Origin of the sequence: uncultured Dialister sp. (assembly GCF_900541605.1) — a bacterium.
Taxonomy (GTDB): domain Bacteria; phylum Bacillota; class Negativicutes; order Veillonellales; family Dialisteraceae; genus Dialister.
Window position 1 is genome coordinate 1 of sequence record NZ_UQKJ01000022.1, and the last position, 22440, is coordinate 22440.

Annotated in this window: 15 protein-coding genes; 1 reads left to right on the forward strand and 14 read right to left on the reverse strand. The window is 55.1% G+C overall.

Annotation, left to right across the window (positions count from 1 at the left end; all coding sequences use genetic code 11):
• Nucleotides 1-196: 196 nt before the first annotated feature.
• The 8 genes from ligA to QZR21_RS02915 form a co-directional block, all read right to left on the reverse strand.
• On the reverse strand, nt 197-2197 hold the full coding sequence (gene ligA / locus QZR21_RS02880) for an NAD-dependent DNA ligase LigA (protein ID WP_296973658.1): 2001 nt from the start codon (nt 2195-2197) through the stop codon (nt 197-199).
• A 12-nt stretch (nt 2198-2209) separates the two neighbouring features.
• Complete coding sequence (gene pcrA, locus QZR21_RS02885) at nt 2210-4417, reverse strand: DNA helicase PcrA (RefSeq protein ID WP_296097674.1); 2208 nt, start codon at nt 4415-4417, stop codon at nt 2210-2212.
• A 915-nt stretch (nt 4418-5332) separates the two neighbouring features.
• A complete protein-coding gene (locus QZR21_RS02890) occupies nt 5333-6277 on the reverse strand; it encodes a manganese-dependent inorganic pyrophosphatase (protein WP_296097676.1) in 945 nt (314 codons plus the stop codon).
• 588 nt (nt 6278-6865) lie between these two features.
• A complete protein-coding gene (eno, locus tag QZR21_RS02895) occupies nt 6866-8161 on the reverse strand; it encodes a phosphopyruvate hydratase (protein ID WP_296097678.1) in 1296 nt (431 codons plus the stop codon).
• A 73-nt stretch (nt 8162-8234) separates the two neighbouring features.
• Entirely contained in the window at nt 8235-8987 is a 753-nt protein-coding gene (gene tpiA, locus QZR21_RS02900; RefSeq protein WP_296097681.1) for a triose-phosphate isomerase, read from the reverse strand.
• A gap of 6 nt (nt 8988-8993) precedes the next feature.
• Nucleotides 8994-10181: a phosphoglycerate kinase gene (locus tag QZR21_RS02905; RefSeq protein WP_296097683.1), complete on the reverse strand. Its 1188-nt coding sequence runs from the start codon at nt 10179-10181 to the stop codon at nt 8994-8996.
• 2 nt (nt 10182-10183) lie between these two features.
• Nucleotides 10184-11191, reverse strand: coding sequence for a type I glyceraldehyde-3-phosphate dehydrogenase (gap, locus tag QZR21_RS02910; protein ID WP_296097685.1), 1008 nt, complete (start codon nt 11189-11191; stop codon nt 10184-10186).
• Nucleotide 11192: 1 nt separating this feature from the next.
• Entirely contained in the window at nt 11193-12245 is a 1053-nt protein-coding gene (locus QZR21_RS02915) for a sugar-binding transcriptional regulator (protein ID WP_296097687.1), read from the reverse strand.
• A gap of 566 nt (nt 12246-12811) precedes the next feature.
• Between QZR21_RS02915 and QZR21_RS02920 the strand changes: the two genes are divergently transcribed.
• Entirely contained in the window at nt 12812-13765 is a 954-nt protein-coding gene (locus QZR21_RS02920; protein WP_296097689.1) for a nitronate monooxygenase, read from the forward strand.
• 316 nt (nt 13766-14081) lie between these two features.
• Here QZR21_RS02920 and QZR21_RS02925 read toward each other — a convergent pair whose 3' ends face one another.
• The 6 genes from QZR21_RS02925 to QZR21_RS02950 form a co-directional block, all read right to left on the reverse strand.
• A complete protein-coding gene (locus QZR21_RS02925) occupies nt 14082-15683 on the reverse strand; it encodes a polysaccharide biosynthesis protein (RefSeq protein WP_296097691.1) in 1602 nt (533 codons plus the stop codon).
• A 738-nt stretch (nt 15684-16421) separates the two neighbouring features.
• Nucleotides 16422-19799, reverse strand: a complete 3378-nt coding sequence (mfd, locus tag QZR21_RS02930) for a transcription-repair coupling factor (protein WP_296097692.1) — start codon at nt 19797-19799, stop codon at nt 16422-16424.
• Nucleotides 19789-20301, reverse strand: a complete 513-nt coding sequence (folK, locus tag QZR21_RS02935) for a 2-amino-4-hydroxy-6-hydroxymethyldihydropteridine diphosphokinase (RefSeq protein ID WP_296973665.1) — start codon at nt 20299-20301, stop codon at nt 19789-19791. The genes mfd and folK overlap by 11 nt, the downstream gene beginning before the upstream one ends.
• Before the next feature lie 3 nt (nt 20302-20304).
• Nucleotides 20305-20667 (reverse strand): dihydroneopterin aldolase, encoded by a 363-nt coding sequence (gene folB / locus QZR21_RS02940; protein WP_296097694.1) that lies wholly within the window; start codon nt 20665-20667, stop codon nt 20305-20307.
• 353 nt (nt 20668-21020) lie between these two features.
• Nucleotides 21021-21878 (reverse strand): dihydropteroate synthase, encoded by an 858-nt coding sequence (gene folP, locus QZR21_RS02945; RefSeq protein ID WP_296097696.1) that lies wholly within the window; start codon nt 21876-21878, stop codon nt 21021-21023.
• Nucleotides 21879-21953: 75 nt separating this feature from the next.
• On the reverse strand, nt 21954-22142 hold the full coding sequence (locus tag QZR21_RS02950; RefSeq protein WP_296097698.1) for a hypothetical protein: 189 nt from the start codon (nt 22140-22142) through the stop codon (nt 21954-21956).
• Nucleotides 22143-22440: the final 298 nt, after the last annotated feature.

Genomic DNA, 22440 nt, shown 5'->3' on the forward strand with positions numbered 1-22440 from the left:
TGATGGCTCCCGGCCCGCAGGGCCTGGCCAGCTTTCCTGGCAGCTAGCCGCTAGAAGCTAAAAGCCCACATACGGACGCACGACACTCAGCCACACACCCGCGGCAGAGCCGCTGGAGGTCTAGACCTAGATCTAGATCTAGACCTTCAAGGGACTTCGTCTCCCTGCCCTCGATCTCGACCTCGGTCTCGATCTTTTACTTCACTCCAGCCCTTGCGAGGAATGTGGCTTCGTCGATGACGGGGATTCCTTTGGCCCTGGCTTTTTCCAGTTTGCTGCCTGCATCTTCGCCTGCCACGACGAGGGTGGTTTTGTTGGTCACCGAAGACTGGGTGTCGCCGCCCTGGCGCTTGATGATGTCCCCTGCTTCCCGGCGGCCCATGGAGGTGAGTTTGCCGGTGAGCACCACCATTTCTCCTTCGAAGGCCCGGCCTTCGGTTTCTTCTTTCACGTCTTCCATGAGGACCCCGGCGTCTTTCAGTTTATTGATGACGGCAAGGTTCTTCACGTCGTGGAGGTAGTCGTAGAGGCTCGTCGCAATGACTTTCCCGATGCCTTCGGTTTCCTGGATGTCTTCTACGCCGGCGGCGATGATGGCGTCCATGGTGCCGAAGCGGCGGGAGATGAGTTCTGCCCCCTTGGCACCGAGGAAGCGGATGCCAAGGCCGAAGAGGAGTTTCGCCAGGCCCCGGCCTTTGCTGTCCACAATGGCGGCGACCAGGTTGGCGGCGCTCTTTTCACCCATCCGCTCGATCTGTTCGATGTCTTCCTGCTTCAGGCGGTAGAAGTCGCCGGGGTCTTCTACCAGGTGGTAAGCGAGAAGGCTGTCCACCACCGAGGGGCCCATGCCTTCGATGTCCATGGCGTCCCGGGAGGAGAAGTGGATCAGTTTTTCCCGGACCACGCCGCCGCAGTTGGGGTTCGTGCAGCGGTAGGCCGCTTCTCCTTCGATGCGGTGCACCGGTTCTCCGCAGACCGGGCAGGTGGCGGGCATTTCAAAGACCTGTTCCGTGCCGTTTCTCTTGTCCTTCAGGACTGTGGAGATTTCCGGGATAATTTCCCCGGCCTTGTAGATCATGACGTGGTCCCCTACGCGGATGTCCTTTTCGTGGATGAAGTCCATGTTATGGAGGGTGGCCCGTTTCACGGTGGTGCCGGCCAGGTGGACCGGCGTCAGGTCCGCCGACGGGGTGAGGACGCCGGTGCGGCCCATGGTGACGATGATGCGCTCCACCTTTGTTTCCACTTCTTCCGGTGGGTACTTATAGGCCATAGCCCATTTCGGGTCTTTCACCGTGGCGCCCAGGATATTCTGCTGGGCGAAATCGTTTACTTTGATCACCATGCCGTCGGTGTCGTAGCCCAGGTCATGGCGCTTCTGTTCCCATTCGTTCACCCCTCTGATGACCCCTTCGATGGAGTCCCATTTCCGGTAATTCGGGTTCACCTGGAAATGGAAGGCTTCCAGCTGCTTCAGGAGTTCTTCCTGGGACCGGATTTCCAGTCCCTGGATATCCCCCAGTGCGTAGGCGAAGAAGGCCAGGTTTCTGGCGGCAGTGACGTGGGGGTCCAGCTGCCGCAGGGAACCGGCGGCGGCGTTGCGGCAGTTGGCGAAGGGCATGAGGCCCGCTTCGTCCCGTTCTTCATTGAGGGCGATGAAGCTCTTTCTGGGCATGTATACTTCTCCCCGGACTTCCATGTAGGCCGGAGCGTTTTCGATGTAGAGGGGGATGGTGTGGATGGTCTTCACGTTGGCCGTCACGTCTTCCCCTACCCTGCCGTCACCCCGGGTGAGGCCCTGGACGAGGCTGCCGTTCTCGTAGATCAGGTTCATGGAGAGGCCGTCGATTTTGAGTTCCGTAATGTATTCCACGTGATCCGTGTGGAGCCCTTCCTTCACCCGGCGGTCGAAGTCCCGGAGTTCATCGGCGCTGAAGGCGTTGGCGAGACTCAGCATGGGCTTCCGGAAACGGACTTTCCGGAAGTCATCGGAGGCCTTGCCCCCCACCCGCTGGGTGGGAGAGTCCGGGGTCACGAGCTCGGGGTATTCTTTTTCCAGGTCCACCAGCTGCCGGTAGAGATGGTCAAATTCGTAGTCCGTGATTTCCGGTGCGTCCTTCACGTAGTACAGATAGCTGTGATGGCGGATTTCTTTCCGCAGTGCTTCTACCTTTTTCCTGATTTCTTCTGATGCCATAGTATCCCTTCTTTAATCCTCTTTTGTAATGGGCGCAAAGGCCACCATGAGCTGCCGGATTTTCCCTGAGAAATCCACTTTAATCATCATATTCTTGTCTCCGCCGGTGACTGCCACCACTTTCCCCTTTCCCCAGAGGTTATGGACAGCGGTGTCTCCCACTTTCCAGTCATACCGTGCTTTGACGCTGCTCTTTTTGGGTTTGTTCACCACTGCCGCATCGGACAGGGCGTAGCGGCTTCTGGTCTCATTCTGCCAGCGCCGTGCGGTGTGGGCTCTTTCTCTCTTTTCGTCGTCATTCACGTGGTCCACAAGGTCCGAGGGAATCTCATCCAGGAAACGGCTGGCAGCGTAGGGCTTAATCTGTCCATACATGGTGCGCATGTGGGCGTTGCAGAGGTAGAGTTCCTTCTTCGCCCGGGTGATGGCCACGTAACAGAGGCGCCGCTCTTCTTCCAGCCTCGATTCTTCCATGAGGGACCGGACACCGGGGAATATGCCTTCGTCCATGCCGGGGAGGAAGACAATGGGGAATTCCAGGCCCTTGGCGCTGTGCATAGTCATCAAAGTCACCTTATCGTCGGTTTCCTGGTATCCGTCCACATCATTGACCAGGGCCACCTGTTCCAGGAATTCCGCCAGCCCTTCGCCGGGGTGGCTGGTGGTGAAGTCCTTCGCCACGGAGAGAAGTTCGCCCAGGTTTTCTTCCCGGCTCTGGGCCTGGGGGTCGCTGCTTTCCTGGAGGAGGGAAAGGTACTTCGTGTCGGTCATGATTTTCTGGATGAGGTCGAAAATATTCATTTCCGTGGAGGCATTCAGGAAATCAAAGATCATGGCGCTGAAATTCTGCAGTTTCAGCTGGGCGGAAGGGGCAATGGAGGAGCCCTCCACCGCCATGATGCCTTCGAACATGGACATGCCGCCGGCATTGGCGTAGTCCGACAGTTTCTGCACCGTGGTGGCGCCGATGCCCCGCTTCGGTACGTTGATGATGCGGGCCAGGCTGATGTTATCCCGGAAATTGTTGATCACCTTCAGATAGGCCATGATATCCCGGATTTCTGCCCGGTCGTAGAATCGGGTGCCCCCTACCATGGTGTAGCCGATGCCCCGCTTCACCAGGGTTTCTTCCAGTACCCGGGACTGGGCATTCATGCGGTAGAGGACCGCCATATTTCCATAGGGCTCATGGTCTTCGTCGTGCTTTTTCTTCATGGTATTCACGATGAATTCCGCTTCGTTGTGCTCGTCCATGGCGGTATACCATTTCAGGTGGGCGCCCCCTTTTTGGGCGGTCCAGAGCTTCTTCGACGGCCGGTCCGGATTGTTCTCGATTACCGCGTTCGCGGCGTCCAGGATGGTCTGGGTGGAGCGGTAATTCTGCTCCAGCTTGATGATTTTCGCCTTGGGATAGTCGGACTTGAAATCCATGATGTTTCGGAGGTCCGCGCCACGCCAGGAGTAAATGCTCTGGTCCGCATCGCCTACGGCGCAGATATTCTGGAGGCTGCCGGCAATGTACTTCGCCATGAGGTACTGGGCGTGGTTCGTGTCCTGGTATTCGTCGATGAGAATGTAGTGGAACCGGTCCTGCCACCGCCGGCGGATGGTCTCATTGGACAGGAGGGCGGTGGTGATGAAGAGAAGGTCGTCGAAGTCCAGGGCATTATTCTGCTTCATGTGCCTGTCGTAGAGGTCGTAGACGTCGGCCACCTTCTGGTTGTAGAAATTTCCCCCTGCCTGCTGGCGGAAGGCCTTCGGTGAAAGGAGCTTGTTCTTGGCGGAGGAAATACTGCCCTGGATGGCGTTCGGCTGGAACTGTTTGTCGTCCAGGTTCAGCTCCTTCAGCACGTTCTTCACCAGCTGCTTGGAATCATCGGAATCATAGATGGTGAACTTGTCCGTGTAGGGCGGGTAATTGTTGATTTCCCTCCGGAGGAACCGGGCGCCGAAGGAATGGAATGTGTACATCCAGATACGGTCCGCCTGGGGACCAACGAGGCTGTGTACCCGGTCCCTCATTTCCTTGGCCGCCTTATTCGTGAAGGTGATGGCCAGGATCTCTCCCGGACGGATGCCGAGCTCCAGCATATGGGCAATGCGGCAGGTCAGGGCCTTCGTCTTTCCGGACCCGGCGCCGGCCATAATGAGCACCGGCCCTTCTACCTGCTTCACCGCTTCCAACTGGCGGTCATTTAATGTATCTAAATAGTTGTTCATTCTTTCTCCTTATGGTATTACAGCCGCTTTGCGGCGAAGATTTGAGATTTGAGATTTGAGATTTGAGAGTTGAGGCCTCGCGGCTTCGCCGAAAATGCAGAATTGAGATTTGAGATTTGAGATTTGAGAGTTGAGGTCCAGCGGCTTCGCCGCAAATGCCCCCCCTCCGTCTGCTCCGCAGACAGCTCCCCCGAGGGGGGAGCCAGGTTATTAGCCTGCGGCGCTTCCATCAGCTGCCCTTTATCTGCTTCGCAGAGCCCGCCTCTTCGAGGCGGATCCATCCCCCGCCCTTTGGGCTGCCGCCGTTTGGCCTAAAAGGAAGGCGCTTTGATGGGCAGGCTAAGCGCCTTTTGTATTCAGGCCAAACTTGGAAGTCCTATGCAGGACTTCCATCTCCAAGGGGGCACTTGCTTAATGGTTGACTCGATAGAAGAAATAACGTTCATTGTAGGCTATCCCGTCAACAGGCAGGCCCTTAGAGAAGGCCCCACCAAAGGCGCAGAATGGATTGATGCCGATTGCCGCATGGCGGCTATCCAGCTCAAGGCCCCACACGTTCAAATGCAATATCAGCCACTCCGGTACCACAGAACCCGCCTCCGGGAGGCGGATCCATCCCCTGCCCTTTGGGCGTCCCCCTTCTCCAAGGGGGAGCGCTTTTACAGATAGAGCCACTCATAGGATGTTCGTGATCACTGTACGAAATGCCGCAGGCGAAACAGCTTTCCTGAAAGCTGATAGCTGGAAGCTGGAAGCCCTCACAGGTTCAGCCGGTTACCCACTCACCCGTCACCGGGCCCGAAGGGCCTAAGCGCCCAGCTACCAGCCACCAGCTACAGATTCGCCGAAGGCGAATCTCCCATACTTAAGAAACCCCTAGCGGCTTCGCCGCTAAGGGTTCTTCCAGCTTTCTGCTTATTCTCCGTAAACCTTCAGGAGGAACGGAGCCACCTGTTTCTTACGGGACATCACCTTCGGCAGGTAAATAGCGCCGTTTTCCGCTTTCTTTCCGAAAGCCTTTTCCGCGGCTGCTTCTGCGCCGTCGGTGAACCAGAGGTATGTATCTTCTGTGAGGATATTGGTCACCATGAGGTAGGAAGCTTCATAGTTCTTCGCTGCCTTTGTTGCTTCCAGTTCTTTCATGATATCCGCTTTCTTGGCATTGATGGGATCCACGTCCATGACGGAGATCTGGCCGCAGCTGAATGTTTTGCCGCCGGCTTCGAATTCCTTCGTGTCGTTGTGGGCCAGCTTTTCAGCGGAGTAATCGGAAATGTCGGCGCCTGCCTTCAGCATGTCCATGCCGTATTTTTCATAGTCCACGCCGGCGATTTCTGCCAGTTCTTTCACAGCCTGTTTATCTTCTTCGGTGCAGGTGGGAGAACGGAAGAGAACCGTATCGGAAATGATGGCGGACAGCATCATGCCTGCCACTTCTTTGGACGGTTTCTTTCCATAAAGTTTGTAGAGGCCCCAGATGACGGTATTCACGCAGCCCACGGGACGGATAAGGATGAAAATGGGGGTATCGGTTTCGAAATCACCGAGACGGTGATGGTCGATGAGTTCCAGCACGTCAGCGTCTTTGATGCCGTCCACGCACTGTTTAGATTCGTTGTGGTCCACCAGGATGACCTTCGTCTTTTCATCGTCCGGGTTTTTACGGGCAACGGAGGTGAGGAGTACCGGTGCTTCTACTTTGAAATAGTCCAGGGCGAATTTCGTTTCTTTGTTCGGTTCCCCTGCTCTGGCAGCTACGGCGTCCATGCCGAGCTGTCTCTTCAGGTAGGAATAGGAAATGGCAGCGGCAATGCTGTCGGTGTCCGGGGATTTATGTCCTGTTACGTATACTTTGCTCATAGTTATCGCTCCTTTGGTGAAACTTTTCTGCGGTCATAATGCTTATACATTATACCATGAAGGACCAGCGGATTTCATCTGTTTTTTATGGCAGCTGAGTGCCGGTGTGAACGGACAGGGTCTGTGTGGCTAAGCGTACGTACGAACGTATGGGGCTTCTAGCTGTTAGCTGTTAGCATCTAGGGAAGCGCTGATTAATTCGCAGAGTCCGATTATACATGTATTTTCATGCAATACTGCGTCATAATCCTCCTTAAATAGCTCGCTATTCGCGTCGGATTATTCCTTGTATTGCATGAAAATACAAGAGTATAATCGAACAACGATTTAATCAGTGCTTCCCTAGGAAATCTGGTCCGCCTACGGCGCCAAATTTGCTCGAATGGTAGATTACCATGCCGTAGGCCGATGGGCCTTTCTAGCAGCTAGAAGCCAGCAGCTAGAAGCCCCCGCCCGTTTGTACGACACGCAGCCACACAGCCCCTGTCCGTTCGCACGACACCTTGCCACAGGACCACCGCAGACTGGCCCCATCAATCTCGATCTCAAAAAAACTCCCGCCAAAGGGCGGGAGTTTTTTTGATTTCATTATTCAAACCGTTTCATTCTGTGGGTCAGGGCGGCGCTGCCGTAGAAGGAGTCTGCGTCCAGGTCTTCTTCAATGCGGAGGAGCTGGTTGTACTTGGCTACCCGTTCCGTACGTCCCGGGGCGCCGGTCTTGATCTGGCCTGCGTTCACTGCCACTGCCACGTCGGCGATGGTGGTGTCTGCGGTTTCACCGGAACGGTGGGAAATGACGGTGGTGTAGCCGCATCTCTGGGCCATCTGGATGGCTTCCATGGTTTCGGTAAGGGTGCCGATCTGGTTCAGTTTGATGAGAATGGAGTTGGCCACGCCCATGTGGATGCCCTTGGACAGGCGCTTTGTATTGGTTACAAAGAGGTCATCGCCGATGAGCTGGACTTTTTTACCCAGTTTTTCGGTGAGTTTCTTCCAGCCATCCCAGTCTTCTTCGCCCAGGCCGTCTTCGATAGAAATGATGGGGTACTGGTCGATCAGTTTTTCGTAGAATTCGATCATTTCATCGCTTGTCTTTGCGGTGTGGTCGCCGGCCAGATGGTAGAGGCCGTCGTCGCCAAGGAGTTCGGAAGCTGCAACATCGGTGGCAAGGACCACGTCTTTGCCGGCGGTGTAGCCTGCTTTTTCAATGGCTTCGCAGATGACTTCCATGGCTGCTTCGTTGGACGGAAGATCCGGTGCATAGCCCCCTTCGTCGCCTACAGCGGTGGAAAGGCCCTGTTTCTTCAGTACGTCCTTCAGGGAATGGTAGATTTCAGCGCACATGCGCAGGCCTTCCCGGAAGCTCGGTGCCCCTACGGGCATGATCATGCTTTCCTGGATGTCCACGTTATTGTCTGCATGGGCACCGCCGTTCATGATGTTCATCATGGGCACCGGCAGGTTGTGGGCATTCACGCCGCCCAGGTACTGGTACAGCGGAAGTCCTGCGGATTCAGCAGCGGCATGGGCAGCAGCCAGGGATACGCCGAGGATGGCATTGGCGCCGAGGCGGCTCTTGTTTTCGGTGCCGTCAAGGTTGATGAGGATATGGTCCAGGCCCCTCTGGTCGCTGGCATCCCAGCCGAGGACGGCGTCCGCAATTTCGCCATTTACATTGTTTACGGCTTTCAGGACTCCCTTGCCGCCGTAACGGCTCTTGTCGCCATCCCGAAGTTCGGTGGCTTCAAACATACCGGTGGAAGCGCCGGAGGGAACAGCGGCCCTTGCAAAGGTGCCGTCTTCCAGTGCCATTTCTACTTCCACCGTCGGATTTCCGCGGGAATCCAGAATTTCTCTTGCATGTAAATCTGTAATTGCTGCCATGCTTTTTCATCCTCCTGTAATAGGGTATTTATTTATATTTCGTGAAAACCACGAAGGATACTGCCGGGCCCTGTTATTCACAGGCCTTTTTATAGATGGAAAGGAAGGTCTCCGCCTTCAGGCTGGCGCCGCCTACGAGGCCGCCGTCGATGTCCTTTTCTTTCAGGAAATCACCGATATTCTCGTCTGTCACGGAGCCGCCATAGAGGATACGGACCGCTTCTGCCGCTTTTTTGCCGGCCACAGCTTTGACCGTTTTCCGGATGAAGGAAGAAATGTCTTCCGCGTCCGCCGGAGTGGCTGCGGTGCCGGATCCAATGGCCCAGATTGGTTCATAGGCAATGACCAGGCGGGCTGCGTCTTCTTCGGAAAGTTCAAAGAGGGCGGTCCGGATTTCGCTGCCGATCCGTTCTTCTGTCTGCCCCAGTTTCCTCTCTTCCGCCGTTTCGCCGACGCAGAGAATGGGCACCATGCCCGCCGCCAGTACTGCTTTTACCTTGCGGGCCACGAATTCATCGGACTCTCCCAGGATCTGCCGCCGTTCGGAGTGGCCGCAGATGACGTAGGAGCAGCCCAGGTCCTTAAGCATGGCCGGAGAAATTTCCCCGGTGAAAGCTCCCTTCTCTTCGGGGTACACATTCTGGGCGCCCCAGCGGATGGAGGAATTTTCCAGGAAAAACCGGGCCATGGGAAGGTCAACGTAGGGCGGGCAGAAAAGGAGCTCCACCTTATCGTTTTTCTTGATTCTGAATGACTTGAAAAAGGCTGCCGCCTCGGTGACGGTCATATTCATTTTCCAGTTTCCTGCGATCAGGATATTTCTCAAAAGGAATCACTCCTTATCCGCAAGAATGGCTACGCCCGGGAGTACCATGCCTTCCAGCATTTCCAGGGAGGCACCGCCGCCGGTGGACACGTGGGAGAATTTGTCTTCAATGCCCAGTTCATCCACCACCGACGCCGATTCGCCGCCGCCGATGACCGTGGTGGCATCAAGGCTGGCCATGGCTTCGGCAATGGCAAAGGTGCCCTTGGCAAAGGGCTTCATTTCGAATACGCCCATAGGACCGTTCCATACGACGGTCTTCATCTTTTTCAGGGTTTCCACGTAGAGCTGGATGGTCTTCGGCCCGATATCGAGAGCCATCCAGGGATCAGAGAATTCATCGGCCGAAAGGACCTTGGTGTGGGCGGTTTCCGAGAAGGCATCGCCGGCCATGAAGTCCACGGGCAGCATGATTTCAGAGCCCATTTCGTGGGCTTTCTTCATGAGGTTTCTCGCCAGGTCGAAGCGGTCCCGGTCCTGCAGGGACCGGCCCATGTCATAGCCCTGGGCAGCAACGAATGTATTGGCCATGCCGCCGCCGATGAGGATAACATCCGCCTTTTCCATGAGGTTTGCAATGACCTGGATCTTATCGCTGATTTTGGCGCCGCCGATGATGGCTGCAAAGGGCCGTACCGGATGCTCGATGACACCGTCCAGGAAGTCGATTTCCTTCTTCAGGAGGAGACCGGAAACCATGGGCATGATTTTGCCGACGCCCACCACGGAAGCGTGGGTACGGTGGGATACGCCGAAGGCATCGTTCACTGCCAGGTCGCATCCATCGACGAGGTCTTTTGCGAAGGCGGGGTCGTTCTTTTCTTCTTCCCCATGGAAACGGAGGTTTTCAAGGAGAAGCACCTGTCCCGGTTCCAGGGCCTTTTTCATTTCCGATGCTTTATCCCCTACGCAGTCCGGGCAGAAAAGCACGTCCTGGTGCAGGAGTTCAGAGAGCCGCTTTGCGCAGGGAGCCAGGGATAATTCCGGCTTCACCGTGCCCTTGGGCCGTCCCATATGACTGGCCAGGACCACCGCAGCCCCATGGTCCAGCAGGTACCGGATGGTGGGGATGGTGGCGCGGATACGGCGGTCATCCAGGATATGGCCCTCGCTGTCGTGGGGCACGTTGTAATCCACCCGGACATACACAGTTTTTCCTTCCGGCTTCAAATCATAGATGGTCTCTTTATTCATAATCAAAGTCCTTTCGATGCTACATACTTTACAAGGTCAATGATTCTCATGGAATAGCCCCATTCGTTATCGTACCAGGCGATGACTTTGACCAGGTTTCCTTCCATCACCATGGTGAGGAGGCTGTCCACGGTGGAGCTGACGTCGGTGGTGAGGAAATCACTGGAAACCAGGGGTTCATCGGTATAGGCGAGGATGCCCTTCAGTTCCCCTTCAGACGCTTCTTTCAGAGCTGCATTGACTTCTTCCTTCGTCACGTTCTTTCCAAGTTCCACGGTCAGGTCAACCAGGGACACATCGGGGGTGGGGACGCGGATGGCAAGGCCATTCAGTTTTCCCTTCAGTTCCGGAATCACGATGCCGATGGCCTTCGCTGCACCGGTGGAGGTAGGAATGATATTTTCCGCAGCTGCCCGGCCTCTTCTGGGGTCCTTCTTGTGGGCCTTTTCCAGGATGGCCTGGTCGTTCGTATAGGAATGGACGGTGGTCATGAGGCCCCGTTTGATATGGAATTTTTCATGGAGTACCTTCACCACCGGTGCCAGGCAGTTCGTGGTGCAGGAGGCGTTGGAAATGATATTGTCCTTCTTCGGATCATAGGTGCTTTCATTGACCCCCATGACGATGGTGGCATCGTCATCCTTGCCGGGAGCGGTGATGATGACTTTCTTCACGGTTCCCTTGATGTGCTTGCCGGCGCTGGCTTTGTCCTTCAGTTTACCTGTGGATTCCACCACGATTTCTACGCCGTACTTGCTCCAGTCCAGGTGTTCCGGATCCCGGTCATGGAATACATGGACCCGTTTTCCTTCGATAATGAGGTCATCTCCATCGATTTCCACTTTCTTGCCGAGACGGCCGTGGACGGAATCATACTTCAGAAGATAGGCAGCTGTTTCCACGCCGCTGGGGTTGTTGATGGCCACCACTTCCAGGTCATCCCTGTCCAGCATGCCCCGGAATACCAGTCTTCCGATTCTGCCAAATCCGTTAATACCAATTTTTGTCATGTTAGTACCCTCCTGTTTTTGACTCTTTTCCAGCCATCAAAGATAAGATTTCATTACCTGCGCCTTCATCAGTGATGAGGGTGCCCCGGATTCCTGCCCTTGCCATGGCAAGAATGGCGGCGCCCTTGTGACTGCCTCCGGCTGCAATAAGAACATGGGGAATCGATGAAATATCGTCTCCCGAAATACCGGCATTGTACATACGATAGAGAACTTTGCCATGGATATCCGTAAAGAGGCCCAGGGCTTCCCCTGCTGCCCCTTCCCCGGCGAGACGGGTCGTTACATCCTTCGGAAGCTCCATCCATTCCGCCGCATTCCGGGAATCTTCCACCCCGGTGATGAGGATATCCGCTTTGGCAAGCATTTCATCAATCACTTTCAATTGGGGGAGCTCTTTTTTGACCTTCAGGAACAGCTCCGGCGACAGGCCATCGGGAATCGTCATGAGATGATAGGTTCCTCCCAGCCTTTCTGCCATCCTGGCGGCCACCAGGTTTGGCAGGTACTCGATTTTCCTGCCGAATCCGCCCCGGGCCGGTACCACATCCACCTTCATATGGAGTGCGGGCAGGGCATTGGCAATCCCCGCCACTTCCGGACCGCCGCTGACGGCAGTAATATGTCCATCCCGAAGAATCCTGAGGAGCACCAGGGCCCCTTCCTGGCTGATTTCATTACTCACTTCCGGAGACCGGTCGGAATCCCCTCTCACCACAATCACCTTTTCCATGGACAGGATGGATTCCAGTTTCCTTTCCATATAGGAAAGGGAGGGGCTCTTCTGCAGGTACGGAGCCAACGGTGCCACAAGGGACTCCCCCTTGGACGTGAGGCTCATGCCGGAAGGGCGGGAAATCAAAAGACCTGCTTCTTCCATCTTCTCGATATGTTTCCGGATCGTGCTTTCAGAAAGTTTCGTCTGCACCGCCAGGATATGCCTTCCCACCGGCGATGCTTCATGGATCTGCCGAAGAATCTCGTACCTTTCCTGCGCCCCTTCCATCATTTCCGGGAGCAGCAGCATCAATAAGGAGTCTTCTTTCACCTTCATCACTTTCCCATCACAATCCCATCAAAAAGAAACAGAATTATACCAGGTCTTACCGATTACAGTATATCACGGTTACTTTAATACTACAACATCTATGTGGAAATCCTATATTAAGTATACTCTATTAATTTGGGGTGGATACTTAAATAAAGAGTTGACAGTTGAGGAAAGAGAGTTGAGGTTCCACAGGCTATGGGGGCTGGTGGGCGTGCGAATAGATGGGGCATTGGGCCTTGGACTGGCCAGGCCCTGCAGGCCGGATACTATGTGGCTAAGTGACATACAAGCATGCAGGGGACTCTAGCTTCTAGCTGTCAGCTTTTAGAAAAACCGCCTGCGGCGCTTTCCAATATGTGCGCCGCTTCCACCATTCCTCATCCCTGATTTCTCATTCCTCATTTTTTGATCCGCCACAATCGCTCCTGATTCCTCATTTTACAGTCCCCACCCCTTCCAATAATGAGTATAATAGAGGCAGAATTACAGGAGTCATTCATTTCAGGAAAGAAGGAAGGCAAGGAAAGTTCCTTCCCCATTCCCCATTTCTATGACAGGAGGCAATATCTATGGCCTGGAAGACAAAACTTACGGAACTTCTTTCGATTGACTACCCCATCATCCAGGGTGCCATGGCCTATATTTCCGATGGAGTCCTGGCAGCCGCCATGGCCCATGCAGGCTGTGCCGGGGTCATCGGATCCGGCGGATTCACGGTGGATGAGGTACGGGACCACATCCGCCGGGCAAAGGATATTCTGGGTCCCGGAAAAGCCTTCGGGGTGAACCTTATGCTCCAGGCTCCCAACAAGGACGATGTGGCCCAGGTCATCTGTGATGAAAAGGTGCCCTTCGTTACCCTGGGCGCCGGAAATCCGATTCCCTGGTTCGATGACCTCCACCATGCCGGCGTCAAATGCATACCGGTGGTGCCGAATGTAAAACTGGCAAAGCGGGTGCAGGATGCCGGTGCCGATGCCCTGGTCGTGGAGGGCATGGAAGCCGGCGGCCACGACGGGAAACTTACCCTCATGGCCCTTCTGGAAAATGTGCTGCCGGATATGGAAATCCCGGTTATTGCCGCCGGCGGTATCGTCGATGGCCGGGGCATTGCAGCAGCCCTCATCATGGGGGCCTCCGGCGTCCAGATGGGTACCCGGTTCCTGCTGGCCGAAGAATGCAGGCTCCACCCGAAGGCCAAGGAAGCCATTATCAAAGCAAAAGATACGGACTCCGTGGTCACCGGCTTCACCACCGGCGACAGTGTCCGGGGCCTCCGGAATGCCTTTTCCGATAAGTACCTGAAAGCCGAATACAGCGGAGCTCCCCTGGAAGAACTCATTTCCCTGGCCACAGGTACCACGAGGAAAGGCGCCGTGGATGGAGATACGGACAATGGCTTCGTCCTGGCGGGGATGTCCCTCACCCACCTCACAAAGATCCAGCCGGTGGAGGAAATCGTGGAAGAACTGGTATCGGAAACGGAACGGAGACTGGCCGGCGCTCCGGGGCTGATAAAGTAAGATTGAGATCGAGGTCGAGGTCGAGATTGAGGGGAATAGCCGCTTTGCGTCGGGTGTCCTGTGTCTGAGTACATGCGAACAGGTGGGGCTTCTAGCTGTTAGCTTCTAGCTGCCAGGAAAGCTGATTCGCCTGCGGCGCTTTCCTGGTATCCAGAAGCTCCATATGTGCGCACAGTGCTCAGCCACAAGAAATCCGCAGCAAAGCGGCTGACCTGCTCAAGACTCGAAGCCCTGCCCCGTTGAGTCCAAACGTACCATCATAAAAAAAGCTGTGAAAAATGGATTTCCATTTTTCACAGCTTTTTGATTTCATTCATCAGATTTTGAAGCTCAGCTTTTCTACATAGCCAGCCAGCTTCGGTCCGATTTTCGGGATTCCCTGTACGTCTTCCGGCTTTACGGCACGGATGATGACGATGCCCGCCAGGTATACCACGCCGCCCACGGCAATGGCAGCCAGGGTTGCCAGGGTGTTACTGTGGATAGCGCCGTAGCCTGCATGGTAGACGCCCAGCACCACGGCACCCATGATGCCCGCTGCAATGAACAGCTTGACGGTGTGGATGATATCCATGGTGTAGTGGCGGTATTTATAGAGGAAAATCAGGTTCAGGATAGCCGCAACGCCAAAGTCCGCATTTGTCGCCCAGGCAGCCCCCAGAACGCCCCAGGAGGACAGAGCCGTGAGGTTCCAGGAAAGGAAGACCTTTGCACTGGCGGAGATGACCATGTTCATGAAAGGAATGGCGGTCTTCCCCATGCCCTGAAGCACGCCGGTGGTGACCTGCTGCACACCGAGGAGGAATACGCCGAAGCTCATGACCGCAATGCAGGGGCCCGCATCGGGGGTAGCATAGAGCATGGCGGAAATGGGGGTAGCAATGACGCACATGCCGATAAAGGCGGGAATGGTGATGAGATTGGCCAGACGCATGGCGGTGTCCGTCCGTTTCATGACCACGTCCCCCTTCTTCTGGGCAATGGCCTCGGAAATAACCGGCACCAGGGAAGCCGCCAGGGAAGCGGTGACGATGGTGGGCATATTAACAAGGGCCGTAGCCATGCCGGTGAGATAGCCAAAGAGGGTGGTTGCCTCTTCTACCGTAAAGCCCGCCACTTCCAGCCGCCGGGGAACGATGAGAAGATCGATATTGGAAACGATAGGCAGCATGATGTTTGCCAGGGATACAGGAATAGCCAGCACCAGAAGCCTCTTGATAATATGGAGGGCACTCTGGGGCTTAATGGAAGGATCCTGTTCCTCTGCCAGTTCATGACGCCAGCCGCGGGTCATGTAATAGAATCCGATGAGTACCACAATCCCCGTAAAAGCACCAGGCGCTGCACCAAGCGTAGCGCCGGCTGCGCCGAATTCCAGTCCATAGGGCAGGAGAATCACGGCAAAGGCGATCATGGTGACCACCCGTACCACCTGTTCAATGATCTGGGATACCGCCGTAGGCGTCATGAGCTGGAGCCCCTGGAAATAGCCGCGGAGCGTAGCCAGAAGCGTAGCACAGAAGACGGCCGGCGACAGGGCCAGAAGGGACCAGTAAGCCCGCTGGTCACGGACAATGCCGCTGTCTACGAGCCACTGGGCGCCAAAGAACAGAAGGGCACTGAAAAAGAGCCCTGTCAGCGTAAGGGCAGCCATGGAAATACGGAAGACCTTCTGTCCGCCGTAGTAATCCCGGACCGCATTCCGTTCCGCCACCATGATGGAAATAGCCACCGGAAGGCCGGCGGAAGAAACAGAAAGGCAGAGCAGATAAATAGGATAGGCCATCTGGTACAGTCCGATTCCTTCGCCCCCCAGAAGGCGGGAAAGGTAAATCCGGCTGAAGGCGCCGATAAATTTGACAATAATACCGGCCACCGTAAGGATCAGTGCGCCCTGGATAAAAGAATTTTTACGCATGTTTCACCTGTAACAAAGAATTTGAAGTAACGCATAACCTCTATAGTCATATCAGATTTGAAGAGAAATGTAAAGGTCTTATCCTATTTTCCCCCTATTCTCCGTGGTAGAGAATAAGAAAGTATAAAGAAATAATAAAGAGTGACGAGATGGAGACCAGGCTCGAAGAAAACAGGGCTGGAGGTCCTGAAAAGCCAGGAGTGAGGAGCGGTGGTCGTAAGGCTGAGCCCCATACGACCGTATGGGGGCTTCCAGCGGCCAGCGGCCAGCTGTCAGGAAGGCTCAGTTGCCTGCGGCGCTTCCATCAATTCCCATCAGTCCATCCTGAGGCTTCGCCGCGCCCCTTTTCTAAGGGCTGCATGCTTACAAAGATGTTACTGCTTCTATGGAGGCTTTCGTCAAATGCGCTCCCCCTTGGAGAAGGGGGACGGCCAAAGGCCGGGGATGGATCCGCCTCGAAGAGGTGGAATCTGCAGAGCAGACAAAGGAACTGAGGAAGAGCCGCAGACGGACCGGTTTTCCTGAAAGCTGACAGCCAGGGAAGCGCTGATTAAGGAAGCGCTGATTCATTCGCAGAGTCATATTGAATCAGTGCTTCCCCAGAAGCCCCGCCTGTTCGCATTAAAGCCGGTCATCCGCCCCACTCGAAGCGGCTGGCCAGATCAAGGCTGAATGTTCAAAGCCCCCATAGGTCCGCATGCCGGCTGGCCATACAGACCTGCACGTCCATCCGTCCACTCAAGCACTGAACCGGTTCTTCTTCACTTCTCGCTCTATTTCATCCAGGAAGGAAGCAATCCATTTCATGGCATCGCCGGAGATACCTTTTTTATTGATATTCATCTTCGTATTCCGTCCGGCAAGGATGCGGATGTAGGGAATCATGGTCTTTGGAAGTTCCATGGGGTTCCAGCCCTTCATGGGATCTTCATCGGCCCAGGTGATGACGAAGTTTTCCCCGCCATCCAGAATGCTGCCGATGCCCAGGTTTCTCGCCTTCACCCGGATTTTAGAGATGGCAAACAGTTTCTCCACCGCCTTTGTGGGGGTACCGAAGCGGTCCACCACTTCGTCGATGAGGTCCGACAGTTCTTTGTCTGTTTCCACGGAAGCCAGGCGGCGGTAGATTTCCATCTTCTGCTCTTCATTGGCAATGTAATCGCTGTCCAGGTATGCGTCCTGCCGGAATTCGATGGTTGTATTGGGCAGTTTCTTCGGAATCGGCCGGTGTTCCCTTTTGGCCCGGAGCCGTTCCACCGCATCTTCCAGCATGCTGCAGTAGGTCGCAAAGCCTACGCTGGCGATGTTGCCATGCTGGGCGGCGCCCAAAAGGTTGCCGGCGCCCCGGATTTCCAAGTCCCGCATGGCCACCTTGAAGCCGCTGCCCAGTTCTGTGAATTCCCGGATCGTATCGAGCCGCTTTTCCGCCACTTCGGAAAGGACCTTTCCCTTCCGGTAGAAGAACCAGGCCCGGGCAATCTTTTCAGACCGCCCTACCCTTCCCCGCATCTGGTAAATCTGGGAGAGCCCCATGCGGTCGGCGTCGTAGACGAGCATGGTATTGGCATTGGGCTGGTCCAGGCCGTTTTCAATGAGGGTGGTGCAGAGGAGCACGTCGTAGCGGCCTTCGTAGAAGTCCATCATCACCTGCTCCAGCTGACGGCCTTCCATGCGGCCATAGGCCACGCCGATGGTGATATTCTTCGGCAGTACTTCCCGGAGGTGGTCCAGCATGGATCCCATGGTTTCAATACGGTTATAGACGAAGTAGGTCTGGCCGCCCCGTTCCTTTTCCCGGAGGATAGCGTCTTTCACGATGAAATCATCGTACTCCATCACATAGGTCTGGATGGCATGGCGGTTCGAAGGCGGGGTGGTGATGGTGACCATGTCCCGTACGCCGGTAAGGCTCATGTGGAGGGTCCGGGGAATCGGAGTGGCGGACAGGGTGAGCACGTCGATGCCGGTGGACCAGGATTTCCATTTTTCCTTCTGCACTACGCCGAAACGCTGTTCTTCATCCACCACGAGGAGCCCCAGTTTCTTACACTCCACCTTTTTATTGAGCACCGCATGGGTACCGATGATGACATCCAGTTCCCCGTCCTTCAGTTTCCGGAGGATTTCCCTCTTTTCCCTGATGCTGGTGAACCGGTTCAGCACCGCCACATTCACACCGAATCCTTCCATGCGGTCCTTGAAATTCTTGTAGTGCTGCTGGGAAAGGACCGTGGTGGGACAGAGCACCATGGCCTGGTAGCCGCTCATGACGCATTTGAAAACGGCCCGCATGGCCACTTCGGTCTTGCCGAATCCCACGTCCCCGCAGAGGAGCATGTCCATGGGAATGGGCTTTTCCATGACCCTTTTGATGGCATCGATGGCGGTGAGCTGGTCTTCGGTCTCCACGTAGGGGAAGGTGTCTTCGAATTCCCGCTGTTCCGCTGTGTCCGGAGCAAAGGCGATTCCCTGTGTGATTTCCCGCTTTGCATAAATATCGAGGAGCCGTTCTGCCAGTTCTTCAATGGATTTCCGGGCTTTAGACCGGATTTTCTCCCAGTGGGCTTCTCCCATTTTGCTCAGGACTGGGGTTCCCCCTTCCGGTCCGATGTATTTCTCCAGGGTGGAAATCTGCTCCACCGGCAGGTACAGCTTGTCATTGCCGGCGTACTGGATGGTGATATAATCCCGATGGACACCGGACAGTTCGATGGTCCTGATGCCCAGGTACTTGCCGATGCCGTGGACATCCTGCACCACGTAGTCCCCCACATTAAGGTCCGAGAAGTAACGGATTTTCCGTCCCTTTCCGGCGCCTTTGACCCGGCGGATTTTCTGCTTTCCCAGAATATCGCCGGCAGTCATGAGGGCCCTCTTTTCCTGGGGCAGCTCAAAGCCCTCCGTAAGGACGCCGTTCACAAGACGCACTGTCCCCCTCTCCCCGTTTTCGGTGAGGGGAATATCATAGTCCTTGAGGATGCCCTTCAGTTCTTCCTTCTCGGAAGCCCGAGGGATGACGATGGTGAGGGCCCATTCCTTTTTCAGGAGGGACTTCAGGTCTTCAATGAAAATGGGAATCTGCCGCTGGTAGTTCGTCATGGACTGGCCCTGCCAGGCAAGGACCGCAGGAGAGGAAAATCCGGTGAGCGACCGGTTCAGGAGAGTGAAAAGGACTTCCTTATTTTCCTGTTTCCTTCCCTTCCTGACCAGGTCTTCCCAGGAAAAAGCACGGTTCCGGTTTTCCTTTTCTTCCTTGAAATAGCGCTTCAGGCTTTCCTCCGCCCGCTGGGGTTCATCGTAGACGATGATGCCCTTGTCCAGGAAATCCATGAGGGACGCATCCCTTGCGCCGCCGGCGGAAATGGGGAGAATGAGGGCCTGTTTCCGCGTTTCTATGGACCGCTGGCTGTCCTCATCAAAGGAACGGATGCTGTCCACTTCATCACCAAAAAATTCCACCCGCAGGGGATGCTCTTCGCTGATGGGATAGATGTCCACAATATCCCCGCGTACGGCGAAATGGCCGCAGCGCTCTACCTGGTCCACCCGTTCATACCCCAGGGACACCAGTTTCTCGAGGAGCTCATCCCGGTCTATTTCGTCTCCCAGGGACAGGGTAAATGTCCGATCTGAGAGTGCCCGGGGCCCTTCAATTTTCTGGGCTGCTTCCATGGAAGTGGCCACGATGACCACAGGACTATGGCCCATGAGTTTTCCCAGGGACTGCATGCGGTCCCGGAGACGCTCGGTACCGGAAAAGGTGACCTGGAAGCCGCTGTCTTCCACCAGGGGAAATGGCCGCACATCCGCCTCCGGTGCAAAGAAGGCCAGGTCCTCTTCCCACCGGAAAATGTCCTTCTGTTCCGGTACTATAATCACCGCCTGCCCATAATGGCGAAGGAGGGATGATGCTGCCAGGGCCTTCTGGGATCCGGAAATGCCGGTAATGAGGGAGTCTTTCTTCCTGTCCTCCCCATGAAGCGGTGCCAGGTCCTTTTCCATGAGCGCCGAAAATTCCGGCCCCACCACGGTGTCCAGGGTAAACTTCGGAGCCGCCGGCTTCTGCAGCGCCTCCTTCACGGCGGAAAGGCCGGCCGCTTTTTCTTTATCTGCCATGGCCTGGTCTCCTTTCTTCATCATCGATTTTTTCTACTTCATCGTAACCATTGAGTTCCATAATTCTCCGGTGAATGTCTTCTCCTTTAAAGGTAAAACGGGGTATCATTTCTTCCACAGGAACCAGCACAAAAGGCCGCTCCCAGAACCAGGGATGCGGCAGGTGAAGGAAATCTGTATTTCTCGTGATACCTTCCGAATATATGAGGTCCAGATCCAGCGTGCGGGGTCCCCAATGGACATCCCGCTTCCGGCCAAACTCTTTTTCCACGGTCAGAAGCAGGGTCATCAGCTCTTCCGCCGTGCCCTCCCAGGAAATAAGGGCGGCGCCATTGATAAAATCGGGCTGGTCCGTCTTCCCCCAGGCCTTCGTCCGGTAAAAGGACGACACCTTCTCCAAGGAAAGGCGCCGGTCTTTACCCAGCCTGTCCAGGGCCTTCTCCAGGGTGGAAATGGAATCTCCCATGTTCGAACCGAAGGCCATAATATATGTATGCTGCAATTTTTACTGCCTTTCTTTTGTGAGAGTCACAGAGACGTCATCCAGGATACCGGGAATCGGGGATCCCGGTTTATGGACGGTGGTGGTCACTTTCTCCACCAGCGGAAATTGGGCCAGGATGTCGCGATTGATCACCCCCGCCAGACGCTCCAGCAGTTTGTAGGGGCCCCCTTCTGCCCGCTGTTTCACGAGGCTGTAGACCGCCACGTAGTTCACCGAGTCCTCCAGGGCATCGGTCTCTCCCACCTTGGAAAGGTCCAGCCCCATTTCTACATCAATATAAAAGCGCTGTCCCAGTTTCGTCTCCTCCGGCTCATCGCCGTGGTAGCCGAAAAAGGCCATGCGGGTAAGTTTTATGGTATCCATGTTGTCACCTTTTATATTTACTATATATTCCATGCCTGTGAATGGGGCTAAAGGTTGTGGGTAAACGCCGCTGCGCTCGTTCACTGAGTGGTAGATGCTTCGCACCGGGGGCATGAGGTGCATAAGCCGCCGAAGGCGGCGTTATTTAAGGTTTCCCTTCCGCTTAAGCGAAGCGTCCCAACCCGCTTTCACGAGCGCAGCGATGTGAAAGCCACCACCCCACGGGGAAAGGGATCACTGCGTTCTCGGTCGCCTGAAGGCTCCCTGCGAAAGCAGTTCGCTGCGCACCGGTCGGGCCAGCGCAGCGCCGGAAGGCCCACAACCCTTACGAACCCCTCATACGCTTGGGCCCATCAGCTCTTTCTGCCAAAGAGCCTCAGCGCGTCCCAGACCTTCAGCTCCCGGGCTGTGGTCTTTACATCGTGCACCCGGAAAATGGTGCAGCCCTTTTCTGCGCCCCAGAGATTCACCGCTGCGGTCCCTTCATCCCGCTCAGAGGCATCGGTGCCCAGGATGGTACCGATGAACCGTTTCCGGCTGACTCCCAGAAGCCAGGGGCAGGGATAGGCTGTGGTCAGTTCATCGAGTCGGGAAAGGATTTTCATATTCTGTTCCCCGGTCTTGCTGAAACCGATGCCGGGATCCAGGATAATATTGTCCGCTTTCACGCCGGCGGACAGGGCAATTTCAAGGGACCTGTCAAAGAAATGCTTCAGGTCCTCTATGATATCGCTGCTGTACTCCTCTGTTTCCTGGTTATGCATGAGAATCACCGGCACATCAAAGGATGCCGCCACTTTCGCCATGCTGCCATCGTCGTACTGGAATCCCCATACATCGTTCACCATATGGGCACCGGCGGACAGGGCCTTTTCCATGGTCTCGTAATGGTAAGAATCAATGGAAACAGGGACCATACTGAGTTTCAGTACATCCGGAAGAAATGCCATGAGCCGCTTTGTCTCTTCCTCCGCCGTCAGCGCCGTGCTGCCGGGACGGGTGGATTCCGCACCCACATCGATAATGGCCGCCCCTTCCCTGATCATATCCGTCGTATGGGATACAGCCAGGGTATCAGAATTCCACCTGCCCCCATCGGAAAAGGAATCGGGGGTCACATTCAGGATCCCCATGACAAGGGACTTCTCTCCGAGCTCCAGTTTTTTCCCGTCTTTCCACTGATACAGCCGATGCTGCCGTTTTATATCCATTGCAATCCACTCTTTTCCTGATTTACGCCCTGAGAAGGGGCTTTCCATATTCTTATATAAGCTGCATACAATGTATTATATCACGGATGGTGTAATCAGGATGAATGGACATGGACTGGCTCCACCGGCAAGAGAAGCAACAAAAAAAGCGGCCAAAACCGCTTTTCTGTGCACGACAGCCATTGAGGAGTATGACCGTCCGCAGCCGAATTGATAATCAGGGAAATAATCATCAATTGGACCGTCAGGCTGCACCTGACCCATGGCATTTTCTCCATGTAACCTTATTATACAAAACTTTTCACAAAAATCCAATAGATTTTTTGAAATTGGAATTGACAAAGGTGGGCTGCAGCAAAAAAAAGAATTGAGGTTTGAGAGTTGAGAGTTGAGGTTTGAGAGTTGAGAGTTGAGGTTTGGCGGCTTCGCCGCAAATGAACCCTTGCCCGCTTCGTAGGGCCTCCATCTCTAAAGGAACTCGTGCTTACCGGAAGTCTCGATAGAGAAGTTAAGGAAGCACTGATTAAATCGTTGTCAGATTTTATTCTTGGATTTTTATGCA